This is a genomic window from Halanaerobium sehlinense (genome assembly GCF_055379485.1).
On sequence record NZ_AP042443.1, the window covers coordinates 39,607 to 54,123 of the forward strand.

Consider the following 14,517-nt stretch of genomic DNA (forward strand, 5'->3'; position numbering starts at 1 on the left):
TCAGCGTTAAAATTCATAAAAAAATATAAAATTTAATATATATAGTATATATACTATATATATCAATGAGTAATTATATTATATTATATTAAACTAAGCTTGTCAAATAAGCAATAACATGGTATAATTTAATTGATTTAAACTAAACATGTATAAGTATATATACTTATACATGTATCGAAAGGGTGAAAATATGTCTAGAAGCAGATTTGAGATGATGAAGATTATAAAAAAAGAGTTAATCAATGAATTTGATGAAAAATTCAATAAGGGAGATATTGTTCTATTTAAAGATATAAACAATATGCTCAAATATAATAAATTACTTTCTGTCTTACCGAATGTTACAAGGGTTAAAGATCTAATAAAATTTTTAGTTGAAAATAGAATCTTAATACCGTTTAAGCATCAGCTATCTAAAAATAAATCGACTACCAAATATGCTTTTAGAGAAATTCATAAATATAAAACACCGTTAAAATTAAGAGGGAAATCATTTTTGAGTCATTATACGGCCATGTATCTTCATAATCTGACTGAAAATGTACCAAAAAATGTTTACACTAACCAGGAACAATCAAAAAAGCCTTCAAATAAAAGTTATGATCTGCAGCAGTCAAGTATTAATAGGGCATTTTCTAAGCCAATGAGGAAAACTAACAATATAGCTTTCTTCGATAATTTTAGTGCATATATGCTAAATGGAAAGAATACAGAAAGAATGGGAGTTACAGAAATTGAAGTTGATGGTGAACTATTACCTGTAACAGATATTGAAAGGAGTTTGCTTGATGTAAGCATCAGACCTGGGTACGGTGGAGGAATAGAAGAAATTTTGAAAGCATTCACCAATGCTAAAGGTGAAATATCAATCAATAGACTCTTAGCTTATTTAAGAAAAGTAGATTACATTTATCCTTACCATCAGGTGCTTGGTTTTTATTTGGAAAGAGCCGGATATAAAGAAAGTCAGTTAAAACTTTTAGAAAGCATGGATATTGAATATGATTTTTATTTAAATTACAACATGGAAAATCCATCTTTCTCAAAAAGATGGAAATTATATTATCCTCAGCATTTATAGATTTTGAATAATTAGCCTTACTTTCTCTAAAATATAATTAAAGTAAAAATCGTAACTTTCTAGTTGATCAGAATTGAAAACTGTATCTTGAACAGCAGTAAAACTATCACGATGAAAATCTCTGTAATTTTCTAATTTGTTCAATAGGGAAAGAGGGACTTTTTTGATACTGAAAATTTTTTTTAATTCTTCTAAACTTTTTTTTGAGCTCAAATCAATCTCACTAAAATTCTCTAAAATAATATAGATATCAAAAAAATCTTGAGCACGCCCCCTGGGTTTATGTGTTTCTATTATTTCTGCATACTCTTTCGTTTGCTGGCAGATAGCCCTTAGCTTTTCTAAAACTATCATACGGGGTGAATAGACATAGATGTAGTAATCATCTAAGAGCTTAAGCTGTTTATCCTCAAAATATTCGTGACGGCTGATATCAACGGTAAAAACTCTTTTAAAATCCTTATTAAAGGGTATAGCCTGCCTTCTCATATCATTAATATCTTTACCTTCCTGGTTTTTAAGATTTAGCCACTTCTCATATTCTAAAACTTTAAAAGATAGCATATATCCCCCCCAGAAACCTTCTTTATCAGGACTCATTTTATGGGGTTTCTTTTCCAGTATAATATCAAATGCTTTCAAATCATTTTCCTTAAAAGTTCTCTCAAAAGAATCTGCCAAAATCTCTTCTACTTCTTTTAATTTCATTTCCAGTTTCTCAAAAGAATTTTCCATTGAAATATCTATATCAATTGATGATCTTTGATTAAGATTATAAATATAATTTAATGCATTACCGCCCTTTAATGCGAAAAGATCCATTAATTCATCAGAAGCAGCAAACATTGAAATTATAGTTAATTTCCGTATTTTATCTAGTCTTTCTTGATTGAAATCCTGCATAATTAATTAACTCCTATTTTGTTAGATTAATTGTCATCTAAAGTTAATTATACAGAATAAATCTCGAAAATAAAAGTTAATAAAAATTTGAATATGCTAAAGTATATTTACTTCAAATCCTACTTTTGCAAAAATCTTGTAATGCCTCCTAAAGATATTGAACAGATATTAATGAAATATTTTATAAAAGAACAGCAACTGATTTAAAATTTACTTCAGTTGCTGTTTTTTTACTTGATATTATTTGTTATCTATCAAATTAATTCATTAGAAAACAATAAATATCTTTCAAAATATTTTAGTATTGCATCTTCCTTTTCCTTAAATAATCTGATAGAATATTGTCAGAATATTTAGGATGTGATCAGATGCAAATCATTCATGACTTTAAAATACCTGTTAAAAATTATTCTGAACTTGGCCAGAATAATAATTTTCCTCACCCTGAAGAATGTCCTCACTGCCATGACAAACTCCATAAACATGGATTTTACCACCGCTATGTTATTACAATCGATGGCAAATGCTTTTGGATACTAATTAGAAGATACAAATGCCATCACTGCAAAAAAACTGTTTCTATTCTTCCAGCCTTTTTATTTCCTAAATTTCAGAGGTCTCTTAATTATATTATTTGCTGTATCAAAGAATATCTGCTGCAGAAAAAACTGCTTCTCTACAAACAGGCGGTATATTTTTATCTGCATAGATTTAACCACAATATTCCTGGTTTGATTGCTTTTTTTAGAGATAAATACCACTCACTGATTCCCTTTAAATTAGCAAGAATAAAAAAAGCCACAAAACTAATTAAAATGATTTGGAGCTCGGACGCTCAGATACTCTCAAAAGAGTATCAGGATCACTTTAATCAAAGTTTTATGGCACTTTAATTGTACTATAAAGATTAAAGTTTTGGAACTATTTTTTTAAACACAAAAGCTTTCACTAAAAAAGAGCTATTTTACTGATTAAAATGTTATTATCAGCAGTTTAAGGATAAATTTAATCTTAAATGCTAAAATTCAAGCTTAAAGGAGCTGATTTTAATGACTGATAATGACAGAGAAGAGATAGCTCTATTTCGTTTTTCTCTCATTTCACCAATTCTAAACAGACAGGTAGAAAATCAAAGCCAGTATTTAGCTGAAATTGCAACTCAAAAACATAATGTTCCCTATTATGGTGTTAGAGAATACTCGCCTAAAACAATGGAAGAGTGGGTTCGCAAATACAGAAAACATGGCTTTAACGGTCTTAAACCTAAATCTAGAAATGATAAAGGGCAAAGCAGAATCTTAACACCTGAACTTAAAGAAATCATTTTAAATGCAAGAAAAGAACATCCTGATAGATCAGTATCCTTACTCTATGATCAGTTGATTACTGAGAAGAAAATGCTGCCTTCTCAGGCTTCTTATTCTACAGTTTATCGATTTTTGAAAAAGAAAAACCTATTGGTTAACTCACCTCGCCGAGAAGAAAACAGACTTCGTTTTTCTTATGACCAGGTTAATATGCTCTGGCAGGGAGATGAAATGTATGGGCCTTATCTCAATCTGGATGGCAAAAAAGTCCAATCCTATCTTTTTGCTTTTATTGATGACTGTTCCAGAGTTATTACTTATGCAAAATTTTTAACAACTGAAAAATTTTCTGCTGTACAAAATGTTTTTTCAGAGGCCATTTTAAGAAGAGGCCTTCCTAAATTGCTCTATGTTGATAACGGAAAAGTTTATCGGGCTGATAATCTGCATTTTGCCTGTGCTTCTTTGGGTATTACCCTAATCCACACTAAACCCTATGATCCAGCGAGTAAAGGTAAAATTGAAAGATTTTTTCTCACTGTCAGAAAGAGATTTTTACCTCTATTGACTGATGAAGATTTATCTTCTTTAGATAAACTAAACAAAAGCTTTTTTAAGTGGCTAGAAAAAGACTATCATCGCCGTATTCATTCTGCTTTAAAAATGACTCCACTTGATAAATATATGTCTCAGATCAGCCAGGTTAGAACATATGATGATCCTCAAAAGCTTAAAATGCTTTTTCTCAATCGTGCTAGCAGAAAAGTCAGACATGACGGCACTATTTCTGTTAATACCAAGCTCTACCAGGTACCTCCTATCTTCATTGGACAAAAGTTAAAGATTCGCTATGATCCAAACAATTATGAAGATATTTTTATTTATGAAAATGGTAAATGCATTGGTAAAGCTGAACCCGTAATTTTATCAGACAATGCTCATGTCAAAAGAGATAATGCCATTTCATTTACTGAAATGACCAGAGGAGGTACTAAAAATGTATAAATCATTTTATTCCTTATCCCGTAATCCCTTTAGCAAAGAGATCAAAAGCAGAGATTTATATCAGTCTGGAAATCTTAAAGAACTCACTGCAAGATTAAATTATCTTAAAAAAACTAAAGGTATTGCTGTTATTGTTGGTGAACCTGGAAGTGGGAAAACTTCTGCTCTAAGAGCTTTAACTGAGAGTCTTAATCCTTCCTTATTTAAAGTTATTTATTTCCCCTTATCTACAGGCACAGTAATGGACTTTTACCGAGGTCTTGCTGTTGGATTGGGAGAAGAACCTAAATTCAGAAAGGTTGATTTATTTCATCAGGTACAGAGTGCTGTCTTAAAGTTTTACAATGAAAAGAAAATTACTCCTATATTTATCCTTGATGAAATGCAGCTTGCTCCCAATAAATTTTTAAATGACCTTGGTATTTTATTTAATTTTGCAATGGATTCTCAAAACCCTTTTGTTTTAATACTTGTCGGGTTGCCTCATTTCATGACTAAACTTAACTTAAATCAAAACCAATCTCTTAACCAGAGAATTATTATGAAGTATCATTTAACTCCTTTAAACAAAGAGGAAGTTAAATCTTATATTGAACATCAACTAAATTTAGCAGGTGCTAATCATCCTATTTTTTCAGAACAGGCTCTAGAAGCTGTTACTTTAAGATCCAGAGGTTTACCCAGATTAATTAACAACATAGCTGTCAATTCTTTGCTATTAGGCTATCAGCTGCAGGCAGAACAAATCAATCAAGAAATCGTATTTAAAGCCTGTGAGGATGAAACATTTTAAACTAAAAATATTTACTAAATCAAAGGGACTTAATTTAAGTCCCTTACTTAATTAATCTGCAAAAAATATTTTTATTTACTAAATTAATTTAAAAAACATTCTATAATTCAATATATTTATGCTCAATTTAATATGATTAATTTTTCTGGATTAAAATGCTAATTCACACTCCAGGTTTCTGACATAATAAGACCTCCTCAGGTTATTTTAATAATATTTTACTTAAATTTATTTTTTGCAATTAAAAAAATAGAAATTTAATATACAATAGTTTACTTAATTTTACTAAGTAAATTAAATATATTATAAGTTTACTATATATTTTTAGAATAATCAATATATTTTCTGAAAAAAGACAGCTACCATTGATATCGAATCTGTATTAGTTAATTATTAAAAAAAAGTAAACCTCAAACTTAAGCCAGTAACTCTGAAAATATTGATTATGAGATATTTAATAGGGCCGGTCAATTTAAACTTTTCGGGAATCTTAAAAATAAAATATCTAATACCGGGTATTAAAGAGATAAATTCAATTTGAAGAGGGAGGATTTTTAAGGGAGAAGATCATCTTTTGACTGAATATCAATTGAATAAAAAAGAAATATTTAATTAAAATTTGAAATAAAGGGGCTCTTTGACAAATGTTGTGAAATCTAAATAGCACCGTTTGAATCAGGTTAGCTCTTTAATTTTTTGAATTTTTATTTTTTGAATTATTTTAGACTTTTTGCAATGCAATCATAATATTAATTAAATAGTTCAGATATATAAATTTAAAGCCCTTCTTAATTAAAAAGGGCTTTTTAGGGTGTCTTAGATCCTATTATTATATTTTGATTAAGCTAAAGCACAGTAATATATTGATATTTTTTTTACTAGATAATTAACTAAAGAATTCTCCCCCAAGATATCTCTGGCCAGTATCTGCTGCGATTGCAAGCACCTTCTTTTCTGGGCTTAAATTTTTAGCTACTTTTATTGCAGTCCAGACAGCTGCACCAGAAGAAGGGCCGAGCAGAAGACCTTCCTCAGCTGCCAGTTTTCTGGTGATTTCTATAACTTTTTGATCAGAAATATGATAAATTTTATCATATATCTTAGTATCCAGAGTTCCTGGTATAAATCCAGGTCCTGTTCCGGGTATTTTATGAGGACCAGGTTTTCCTCCAGAAAGTACAGGCGAATTTTCTGATTCTACAGTATAAATTTTTAACTCAGGCAGTTCTTCTTTTAATTTTTGTCCGGTACCAGAAATAGTACCACCTGTACCTGCTGAAGCAACAAATGCATCGAGCTGATAATTCATCTGTTCTAAAATTTCTAGAGCAGTTGTTTTTTTGTGAACCGCAGGATTGGCTGGATTTTCAAATTGATTAGGAATAAAAGAATTATCTATTTCATTCTCTATTTCATGTGCTTTATCAATTGCTCCCTGCATTAAATTTTGAGCAGGAGTAAGTACTACCTCTGCACCATAAGCTTTTAAAATATTTATTCTTTCCTGAGAAGCACTATCCGGCATAATGATAATACATTTATATCCTCTTGCTGCAGCTATCATTGCCAGACCAATTCCGGTATTTCCACTTGTTGGTTCAATTATAGTACCACCAGCCTTTAGTTTACCACTTTTTTCAGCTTCCTTAATCATATTCAAAGCCGGACGGTCCTTAACACTTCCACTTGGATTAAAATATTCCAGTTTTACATAAACCTCTGCACCATTTTTATCATTTAAATTTTGTAATTTAACCACCGGAGTTTCACCAATTAGTTCTGTGATATTGTCTACTACTTTCATTCTATAAACCCCCTCAAATTTGAATCCCCTTTGATAAAACCTAATTCTGCAGAAAGATCAGCTAGTTTCTGTACTACAGAACTATCAAGCTCAGATGTAATGTTAGTTCTTTCCATTGAACGTTCTATTATATTTAAAGATAATTTCTGTCTGGTTATATTCTTAATTTCCTGCTGAAGAATTTTACTACTCTGCTTTGGATTATTATTAATATAATCTACTGCCTGTTGGTGTGCCTTAATAAAATTATCCATCAATTCCGGATTATTGTCAATAAAATTATTAGTTGAAACAACTAAAGTTGCAGGTAACTTACCTTCCCAGGGCATCTGGTCCCAGTTAACTACTACCTTCGAATCAAGATCAGCTTCCATTCTTGCCGCCCATGGTTCTGAGACAACTGCTGCATCAAGCTGGCTGGTTGCAAAAAGACCGACCATTGTTGCAGGTTTCTGGGCCCGATGATCAATATTTCCACCACGCCGATTAGTATCTAAGTTATGTTCTTTAATTAACTGTCTAAAAAGCAGATCATGAGTACAGCCCAGAGCAGGAGTTGCTATAATTTTGTTATCTAAATCTGTCACAGAATTATATTTAAAATCTTTACGAGTAACTAAAACTGTTCCCCCTGTGCTTGCACTTGCCAGGGCTTTTACATCGGCTCCCTGCAGAAAGCGATTAATTGCTGGACCAGGCCCAACATAGCCGAGATCAATCTGTCCTGTAGCTAAAGCATCCATAAAGAGAGAGCCATTAGGGAAAACTTTAGTTTTAATCTTAATCCCATTTAGCTGTTCAACAAAAATTCCTTCACTCACGCCGACAATTGCTGGTGCATGAGTAATATTGGGAAAATAACCAAGAGTGATTTCTTCCTCTGCAGAAACTTCTGCTCCTGGATTTGTGAAAATCATAAGAGTTAAAATTATTAATACAAATAGTTTACTTTTCATATTAAGATTATTCATTTTAAATTCTCCTTTATAATTTAAATTATTGATAATTTTTAAATTCAATCCCAGATAATTAGTTAGTGTTTAATCCCCAGCGGTTAAGAACTACTGATTCTGCCTTTTTAAATAAAAAATTATCTGTTAAATATCCAATAGTTCCAATAAGCAAAATAACTGTAATTACGAGACTCATGTTACCCATGTCTCTTCCCCACATTAATATTTGTCCAAGGCCATCTCCACTACCAATTAATTCTCCAGCCATTAAAGCCCGCCAGGAAAATGCCCATGATAAACGCATACCTGTTATAAGATGGGGAACAGCTGCTGGTAAAATAACTTTCCAGAAAAGTTGGATTTTGTTAACCCCCATTGTTTTAGCAGCTTTTATTAAAACAGGCTGTACATTTTTAATTCCCGTACTGGCATTAATCACCATATTCCAGGTTCCACCAAGAACTACAACAAAAATAATTGCCTTTTCTCCCATTGAAAACCAGAGTAGGGCCAGAGGAAGCCAGACAACACTGGGAACACTCTGTAAAGCCAGAATAAAAGGACCAATAGTATCTTCAATTAATTGAAAACTTGCAATTAATATACCGAGTGTGATTCCAAAAAGAATAGAAATACTATAACCAATCAGCAGCCTTCTAAAACTTGTTGTAATAGCAGAAGTAAAACTACCATCTCTAAAACCTTCAATCAGAGTTGAGGTTACCATTTGAGGAGAGGGGAAGAGAAAGTCAGGCCAGATATTTAATTGAAATAGGAACTGCCAGACTGCTAGAATAAAAAGAATAAAGATTGTTTTAAGCAGTATTTTTTTTATTTTAGGTTGCAATTTTTTCATATTTTTGTTCACCCTGTTTTTTAATTTCTGTTTCTAATAATTTTAAAATTTTATTTTCTATTCTGATTAAAGAAGGATTTTCTCTATTTCGTGGTTGAGGATTATCAATTTTAAATTCTCCAATTATTCTGCCGGGGTTACTGCCAAAGACAATAATTCTATCAGAAAGTTTAACTGCTTCCCTAATGTTATGAGTTACAAAAACTATTGTTTTTTTAGTTTCCTGCCAGAGTTCAATTAGTTGACTGTGCAGCATTAGTCTTGTTTGTTCGTCAAGAGCTCCAAAAGGTTCATCCATCAGTAAAATTTCTGGATCTAAGACCAGAGATCTTGCAATTGCAACCCTCTGTTTCATACCTCCAGAAAGCTGGTGAGGATAAGAATCTTTAAAATTATCAAGATGAACCGCTTTCAACTGTTTTAAAGCTTTTTGATATGCCTTATCTTTTTCCGTTTTCTTTATCTTTAAACCAAAGAGTACGTTTTCTATAACTGTAAGCCAGGGAAAAAGAGCTGCTTCCTGAAAAACCATTACCCGGTCATTTCCAGGTTTATCTATCATTTTATTTTTAAGCATTACCTGACCGGAAGAAGCTGGTGTTAGTCCTGCCAGAATATTTAAAAGGGTGGATTTACCACAGCCGGAAGGACCTATAAAAGTTACAAATTCTTTTTTCTTTATCTTTAAATCAATATTTTTCAGTACTTCTAATTGACTGCCATTTTCCTGTTTGAAATTTTTATTTAAACCTTTGATATTTAGTAAATTCATTTTATCTCTCCTAACCTACGGTAAGTCTATAGGAATTAACTATTATACTGTTTAAATTATATATAGAGTGTTATAATTTGTCAAGTCTAATTTGATTTTAATTTCCTGCTGTAGTAAAATTTTAGTAGTAAAAGTACTTACATAAAAGACTAATTTTATCATTTATAATAAATAACGAGGTGTTGATAAAAATGGAAATTTCAACTCAGGGAAGATATGGAGTTAGAGCTTTAATAGATCTAGCAGTCAATGATGGTTCAAATGCAGTTTCACTCCGTGAAATATCAGAAAGACAGAATATATCAGAGAGATATTTGGAACAGATTTTTGCTGAGTTAAAAAAGGCTGGTTTAATCAGAAGTGTCAGAGGGGCCCATGGGGGATATTTACTAAATAAACCACCTGAGGAAATAAGTCTGGGAGATATTTTAATTATATTAGAAGGAAAACTGGTTCCTGAAGTACAGATTGAAGATGATCAGAGTGAGGAAGCAATTTTCAAAGCTGTCTCTCAGGAAATCTGGATGAAGTTAGAACTTAGAATGAAAGAATTAATGGATTCTATTACACTTGCTGATTTAAAAAACAGAACCAAGGAAGTTAAAAAAGAAAAAAGTGATGGTTATATGTATTATATTTGAGTTGATTCATTTAATTATAAGTGTTATACTGCATTTAAGATACATTGCAGGGGTATATAAAAGATTTATTATCAGGTAGCAGGGGGGGATATTTTGAACAAAACATTTAGATTGATTTTAATATTTATTGCGATAGCTTTAATTATTTTTGCTGCAGGGGAGTATGCTATTTGTGGCATTTTTTATTCGATGGGAGGTCAGGGGTTCATTGAACATCAGCTGTTGATGTTTTCTGCTTTTACAGGTGATATGTTTATTGCGCTGGGACTATTTTTGCTACTGGCCTTTGTTAATAAAAGAAGTGACTGGTTTTTAGATAAATGGGAGCGCAAAGATATAGTGATACACCTTCTATATTCTACTTTACTTGCCTTTTATTTTGAGGCTCATGCTCTGCATACTGGACGCTGGGGTTATAATCAATCAATGCCTTTAGTATTTGGAACATCTATTGGTCTGATTCCTGTATTATTTCTTATTATTTTAATTCCTTTAATTTTTTATCTTACAAAAAAAGCTTATCAATTTAAATATTTAAATTAAGATTTGTTAAAGGAATTAAGGGGAGGTATTAAAATGGATCATCAGAAGATGTTAGAAGATTTTAAAAAGCGATTTAAAATTTCTTTAATTATAACTGTACCGATTTTAGTACTTTCACCCATGATTCAAAGTTTTTTTGCTTACAGTCTTGAATTTACAGGTAGTCAGTATCTTTTATTTCTGCTTTAAGGGAAGATCCATTTACTTAAATCTTTATTTTAGAAGCTGGAAACTTAATCGGTATGATCAGACTGGAGATCAGATTAGAGAAAGTTTCTATGATGCAGTACAAAAACTAAAAGATAGAGGAATAAAAGCTAAAATGCTGACCTGAGATAATCAGAAGATTGCAGATTATGTAAGTAATGAACTTGATCTAACAGATTATTTTGCTGAAATCCTACCTGATGAGAAAGAAAAGAAGGTTAGAGAACTGCAGAATGAGGGCGCTTTTGTAGCAATGACAGGTGATGGAGTCAACGATGCTCCTGCCCTTGCCAGAGCAGATATTGGAATTGCAATCGGTTCCGGTACAGATGTAGCAGCCGAAACTGCTGATATTATTCTGGTAGAAAGTGATCCCAAAGATGTTGTCCAGCTTGTTAACTTCGGGAGTTTAACCTTTAAAAAGATGATCCAGAATCTTTTCTGGGCTACAGGTTATAATGCCTTTGCTATTCCTCTGGCTGCCGGAGTTCTTGCAGGTTATGGAATTATGATTTCCCCTGCTGTAGGTGCAGTCTTAATGTCTATGAGTACTGTTATTGTTGCTATTAATGCCAAACTGCTTAAATTTTAAATTAATAATGGAATTTATTCAATTAAATAGGTAGAGCTAATTAATGGATAATAACCTCAGTTAATTTCATAGATCCAAAATCTGAAATTAACCGGGGTGTTTTTTTATAAAGTTGAGACTTTGACCGGAACTGCTGTATATTGAAATAATTTTTTCTGCTTAAACCTGTTCAGGATTAGTAACCGCTTAAATATGTTTGCAAAGATTAACAATGGGAGGAGAATATTTTGTCAAAAACAATTAAATTAATTTCAATTTTTTCTATAGTCGAACTTATACTTCATGGAATCTGGGAATATACTGCCTGCGGTATTTTTTATACAATGGAAGGTCAGGAGTTTATCGAGCATCAGCTATTAATGATTCAGGCAACTTTTGGTGATCTTCTGATTGCTTTGGGACTCTTTTTTATTTTGGCTTTTGTCAATCACCGCAATAACTGGTTTCTGGAGAAGTGGGAAAGAAAAGACTATATTATTGTTAGTGTAAAATAAAAGTGGGATTTAAGAATTGATTTATTTAAATATGCAGGAATTTTAAGATAAATAAAGAAGGAGCCTCACAGGGATAATTTAAAAAGAAAGGAGTGAGGCCCCCTGGAACTTAATTTAAGAATATTACAAGATTATACCCTATCCAGATGGCGGTAGCTTAAAAATTCATAACAGAATTTATGAACAGCGAATATAAATTATTTAATTTCTAAAATAGAGAATTCTCTGGAAAGTGATGCCTTTGATTTCAGAGACAGCTTTATAGACAATGGTCAGCTGAATTTAAAAGCTGTAATGGATCGTTTTCAGGTTTTCATAATAGAACAATATAGTGATCGGGATAGATGATTTTTAGAAAGAAATGGTCGTTTGATCTTCCTCGCTTTTTTAAAGCCAATTATTAATGGTAAAGGATTTGATTTTAAAGAAGTGCAGATTTCTCAGGAAAAAAGGCTTGATGTGGTAATTACCTATCTGGATCAGAAATATATAGTAGAACTAAAAATCTGGCGGGGTAAAGAATATCACCAGCAGGGATTACAGCAGCTGGCTGATTATTTAGAAAGCCAGAATATGGATCAGGGTTATCGTTTGATTTTTAATGATAAACTTAAAACAGAGAAAAGTGTTAAAAACCTCCGCATCTATCTATAAGTGCGGATAATTATAACGAAGGTGTTATTATGGATCCTACTATTTACAACAAGATAAAAAATATATTTGAGAGAAACAATGGATATGCTCGAACTAAAGACATACTTGAGGCAGATATTCATACATCACATCTATATAAACTTCAGGATGAGGAAGAGATCACCAGGATCAAAAGAGGGCTGTACCGCTGGAATGATGATGAATCTAATAGCAATACAGAACTAATCGAAGTAAGTAATATAGTTCCTAATGGTGTAATCTGTCTGCTTTCAGCTCTTTCGTATTATGATCTCACTACAACCAACCCCCGGGAATATTATATTGCCATTCACCGAGATGAACACAGGCCTAAACTGCCTGATTATCCTCCGATCTCTATTTTCTATTTTGCTGATAAACAGTTCAATACCGGGATTAAAGAGGTTAATATTGATTGTAGTAAGGTTAAAATATATGATGAGGAGAAAACAATCTGTGATTGTATTAGACTGAGAAACAAAGTGGGTACTGATGTTGTAAAAGAGGCAATGCAGAACTATTTAAAGAGGAAGGATAAGAACATCTCCAAACTACTTAAGTATGCAGAGGTTACAGGGGTTAAGAATATAGTAAAAAGATACCTGGAGGTACTTGTATGAGTGATAATGTTAAAAATATGGAAACATCTGTTAGAGCTAGACTTTAAACATAGCAAAAGAAGAAAAGCTTAATTTTGATTTCATTTTACTAATGTTTATGCAGGAAAGACTATTATACAGGTTATCTATTTCTGAATATAGGGATCAATTTGTATTAAAGGGTGGACTTTTAATCTTAAGTACTTTAAATATAAAAACAAGACCAACAAGAGATATTGACTTTCTAGCTCAGAATGTTTTAAATGATCTGGAGAAGATCCAACAGTTATTTACTCAGATAAGTCAGATTCCAATTAATGATGGTGTTAGTTATGATAAAGATTCTATAGAAGTAGAGAAGATAACTGAAGGAGCAGATTATGATGGAGTGAGGATAAAGATAACAGGTTTTATTAGTAATGCGCGCAAGAATCTTCAGCTTGATTTAGGTTTTGGAGATGTTATTGTACCTGGTGAAGTTAATATGGAGTATCCCGGGCTGCTTGATTTTGAAATTCCCAGCGTTAAAGCTTATTCCATAGAATCAGTGATTGCAGAAAAATTTGAAGCTATGCTCAGCCTATCAGTGATCAATAGTAGGATGAAAGATTTTTATGATATTTTAACTTTATCATAATCACAGTCTTTTGAGGGTGAAATTCTGTCAATGGCTATTGCAGCTACTGTAAAAAATAGAGGAACTGTTATTGAGGAAGACCACGTAATCTTTAATGAGGATTTTGCTCAGGATGAGAGTAGAAATCGATTGTGGCAGGGTTATCTAAGGAAAATAGGGAAGGAAAGTATTGGTTTTAACTTAGTAATGGAACAGATTAGATCTTTTTTAAAGCCAGTTTATCAAAGTATATTAAATGATGAAGTTTTCACAGGTTACTGGAATAATGAGAAAAGTAGATGGATTACAAAATAGTATAGATGTTTAATAAAATAATAATTAAATATCCTGATAATCTGCTTGATTTACTTCAGAAGAGTTCTGAAGAATTTGAAAGAGAAGCTGAAATGGAATTGGTGGTTAAACTTTTTGAATTAAAAAGATTATCTTCTGGAATAGCTGCAGAAATGGTAGGTATGGATCGAGGTGATATAAACAAATGGTGCCCCCGGTAGGAGTCTTACTGCGGTGAAATCACGGTGGAGAATCGAATAAAATCAGCATTTCAATTGGAGATGATTTACCCTTAGAGAGGCTTCATTTTGTTCAGTTATTGATGGAGCTTTTCTGGGGTTCTGGGGCTTTTTGTTTTTATAACTATGGCCTTATGATAAGA

18 protein-coding genes and 1 pseudogene are annotated in these 14,517 nt (G+C 31.9%); 14 read left to right on the forward strand and 5 right to left on the reverse strand.

All coding sequences use genetic code 11. From position 1 onward, the window contains the following. Positions 1–193: 193 nt before the first annotated feature. A complete protein-coding gene (locus ACZ446_RS14005; protein ID WP_464394425.1) occupies positions 194–1,084 on the forward strand; it encodes a type IV toxin-antitoxin system AbiEi family antitoxin domain-containing protein in 891 nt (296 codons plus the stop codon). Here ACZ446_RS14005 and ACZ446_RS14010 read toward each other — a convergent pair. Continuing rightward, positions 1,079–1,987: a nucleotidyl transferase AbiEii/AbiGii toxin family protein gene (locus ACZ446_RS14010; protein WP_464394426.1), complete on the reverse strand. Its 909-nt coding sequence runs from the start codon at positions 1,985–1,987 to the stop codon at positions 1,079–1,081. The two genes, ACZ446_RS14005 and ACZ446_RS14010, sit on opposite strands and share 6 nt — an antisense overlap. Before the next feature lie 368 nt (positions 1,988–2,355). Between ACZ446_RS14010 and ACZ446_RS14015 the strand changes: the two genes are divergently transcribed. The 3 genes from ACZ446_RS14015 (at position 2,356) to ACZ446_RS14025 (ending at position 5,092) form a co-directional block, all read left to right on the forward strand. Next, positions 2,356–2,880, forward strand: a complete 525-nt coding sequence (locus ACZ446_RS14015; protein ID WP_464394427.1) for a DUF6431 domain-containing protein — start codon at positions 2,356–2,358, stop codon at positions 2,878–2,880. Between the two features lie 156 nt (positions 2,881–3,036). Then, positions 3,037–4,299, forward strand: a complete 1,263-nt coding sequence (locus ACZ446_RS14020; protein ID WP_464394428.1) for a transposase — start codon at positions 3,037–3,039, stop codon at positions 4,297–4,299. Then, positions 4,292–5,092: an ExeA family protein gene (locus ACZ446_RS14025; RefSeq protein WP_464394429.1), complete on the forward strand. Its 801-nt coding sequence runs from the start codon at positions 4,292–4,294 to the stop codon at positions 5,090–5,092. The genes ACZ446_RS14020 and ACZ446_RS14025 overlap by 8 nt, the downstream gene beginning before the upstream one ends. An 886-nt stretch (positions 5,093–5,978) precedes the next feature. Here the strand turns inward: ACZ446_RS14025 and cysK are convergent. From cysK to ACZ446_RS14045, 4 genes are read right to left on the reverse strand one after another with little or no spacing between them, the layout of a single operon-like run. After that, entirely contained in the window at positions 5,979–6,896 is a 918-nt protein-coding gene (cysK, locus tag ACZ446_RS14030) for a cysteine synthase A (protein WP_464394430.1), read from the reverse strand. Continuing rightward, entirely contained in the window at positions 6,893–7,867 is a 975-nt protein-coding gene (locus ACZ446_RS14035; RefSeq protein WP_464394431.1) for an aliphatic sulfonate ABC transporter substrate-binding protein, read from the reverse strand. Before ACZ446_RS14035 ends, cysK begins: the two co-directional genes overlap by 4 nt. Before the next feature lie 58 nt (positions 7,868–7,925). After that, a complete protein-coding gene (locus tag ACZ446_RS14040) occupies positions 7,926–8,705 on the reverse strand; it encodes an ABC transporter permease (RefSeq protein ID WP_464394432.1) in 780 nt (259 codons plus the stop codon). Then, positions 8,686–9,477: an ABC transporter ATP-binding protein gene (locus tag ACZ446_RS14045; RefSeq protein WP_464394433.1), complete on the reverse strand. Its 792-nt coding sequence runs from the start codon at positions 9,475–9,477 to the stop codon at positions 8,686–8,688. Before ACZ446_RS14045 ends, ACZ446_RS14040 begins: the two co-directional genes overlap by 20 nt. A gap of 191 nt (positions 9,478–9,668) precedes the next feature. Between ACZ446_RS14045 and ACZ446_RS14050 the strand changes: the two genes are divergently transcribed. From ACZ446_RS14050 to ACZ446_RS14095, 10 genes and pseudogenes are all read left to right on the forward strand, one after another. After that, entirely contained in the window at positions 9,669–10,118 is a 450-nt protein-coding gene (locus ACZ446_RS14050; RefSeq protein WP_464394434.1) for an RrF2 family transcriptional regulator, read from the forward strand. Between the two features lie 93 nt (positions 10,119–10,211). Beyond that, positions 10,212–10,661 (forward strand): hypothetical protein, encoded by a 450-nt coding sequence (locus ACZ446_RS14055; protein ID WP_464394435.1) that lies wholly within the window; start codon positions 10,212–10,214, stop codon positions 10,659–10,661. 33 nt (positions 10,662–10,694) lie between these two features. After that, the gene (locus ACZ446_RS14060) at positions 10,695–10,850 is read left to right on the forward strand and encodes a hypothetical protein (RefSeq protein ID WP_464394436.1); all 156 of its coding nucleotides are present in this window, start codon (positions 10,695–10,697) and stop codon (positions 10,848–10,850) included. 67 nt (positions 10,851–10,917) lie between these two features. Further along, positions 10,918–11,460 (forward strand): annotated as a pseudogene (locus tag ACZ446_RS14065) (HAD-IC family P-type ATPase); the annotation flags it as partial. 227 nt (positions 11,461–11,687) lie between these two features. After that, complete coding sequence (locus tag ACZ446_RS14070; protein WP_464394437.1) at positions 11,688–11,954, forward strand: hypothetical protein; 267 nt, start codon at positions 11,688–11,690, stop codon at positions 11,952–11,954. Between the two features lie 369 nt (positions 11,955–12,323). Beyond that, positions 12,324–12,608, forward strand: coding sequence for a GxxExxY protein (locus ACZ446_RS14075; protein WP_464394438.1), 285 nt, complete (start codon positions 12,324–12,326; stop codon positions 12,606–12,608). Between the two features lie 29 nt (positions 12,609–12,637). Next, positions 12,638–13,246: a type IV toxin-antitoxin system AbiEi family antitoxin domain-containing protein gene (locus ACZ446_RS14080; RefSeq protein ID WP_464394439.1), complete on the forward strand. Its 609-nt coding sequence runs from the start codon at positions 12,638–12,640 to the stop codon at positions 13,244–13,246. 91 nt (positions 13,247–13,337) lie between these two features. Further along, positions 13,338–13,862: a nucleotidyl transferase AbiEii/AbiGii toxin family protein gene (locus tag ACZ446_RS14085; protein WP_464394440.1), complete on the forward strand. Its 525-nt coding sequence runs from the start codon at positions 13,338–13,340 to the stop codon at positions 13,860–13,862. A gap of 30 nt (positions 13,863–13,892) precedes the next feature. After that, on the forward strand, positions 13,893–14,156 hold the full coding sequence (locus ACZ446_RS14090) for a hypothetical protein (RefSeq protein WP_464394441.1): 264 nt from the start codon (positions 13,893–13,895) through the stop codon (positions 14,154–14,156). Between the two features lie 5 nt (positions 14,157–14,161). Further along, positions 14,162–14,356: a UPF0175 family protein gene (locus tag ACZ446_RS14095; protein ID WP_464394442.1), complete on the forward strand. Its 195-nt coding sequence runs from the start codon at positions 14,162–14,164 to the stop codon at positions 14,354–14,356. The last annotated feature ends 161 nt before the right edge of the window (positions 14,357–14,517 follow it).

Excerpts from the sequence above, each read along its gene's own strand:
- ACZ446_RS14040 (WP_464394432.1), bottom strand. The coding sequence starts at position 8,705 with ATGAAAAAATTGCAACCTAAAATAAAAAAAATACTGCTTAAAACAATC.
- cysK (WP_464394430.1), bottom strand. The coding sequence starts at position 6,896 with ATGAAAGTAGTAGACAATATCACAGAACTAATTGGTGAAACTCCGGTG.
- ACZ446_RS14085 (WP_464394440.1), top strand. The coding sequence starts at position 13,338 with ATGTTTATGCAGGAAAGACTATTATACAGGTTATCTATTTCTGAATAT.
- ACZ446_RS14080 (WP_464394439.1), top strand. The coding sequence starts at position 12,638 with ATGGATCCTACTATTTACAACAAGATAAAAAATATATTTGAGAGAAAC.
- ACZ446_RS14025 (WP_464394429.1), top strand. The coding sequence starts at position 4,292 with ATGTATAAATCATTTTATTCCTTATCCCGTAATCCCTTTAGCAAAGAG.
- ACZ446_RS14060 (WP_464394436.1), top strand. The coding sequence starts at position 10,695 with ATGGATCATCAGAAGATGTTAGAAGATTTTAAAAAGCGATTTAAAATT.
- ACZ446_RS14010 (WP_464394426.1), bottom strand. The coding sequence starts at position 1,987 with ATGCAGGATTTCAATCAAGAAAGACTAGATAAAATACGGAAATTAACT.
- ACZ446_RS14035 (WP_464394431.1), bottom strand. The coding sequence starts at position 7,867 with ATGAATAATCTTAATATGAAAAGTAAACTATTTGTATTAATAATTTTA.
- ACZ446_RS14005 (WP_464394425.1), top strand. The coding sequence starts at position 194 with ATGTCTAGAAGCAGATTTGAGATGATGAAGATTATAAAAAAAGAGTTA.
- ACZ446_RS14045 (WP_464394433.1), bottom strand. The coding sequence starts at position 9,477 with ATGAATTTACTAAATATCAAAGGTTTAAATAAAAATTTCAAACAGGAA.
- ACZ446_RS14090 (WP_464394441.1), top strand. The coding sequence starts at position 13,893 with ATGGCTATTGCAGCTACTGTAAAAAATAGAGGAACTGTTATTGAGGAA.
- ACZ446_RS14095 (WP_464394442.1), top strand. The coding sequence starts at position 14,162 with ATGTTTAATAAAATAATAATTAAATATCCTGATAATCTGCTTGATTTA.
- ACZ446_RS14050 (WP_464394434.1), top strand. The coding sequence starts at position 9,669 with ATGGAAATTTCAACTCAGGGAAGATATGGAGTTAGAGCTTTAATAGAT.
- ACZ446_RS14020 (WP_464394428.1), top strand. The coding sequence starts at position 3,037 with ATGACTGATAATGACAGAGAAGAGATAGCTCTATTTCGTTTTTCTCTC.
- ACZ446_RS14015 (WP_464394427.1), top strand. The coding sequence starts at position 2,356 with ATGCAAATCATTCATGACTTTAAAATACCTGTTAAAAATTATTCTGAA.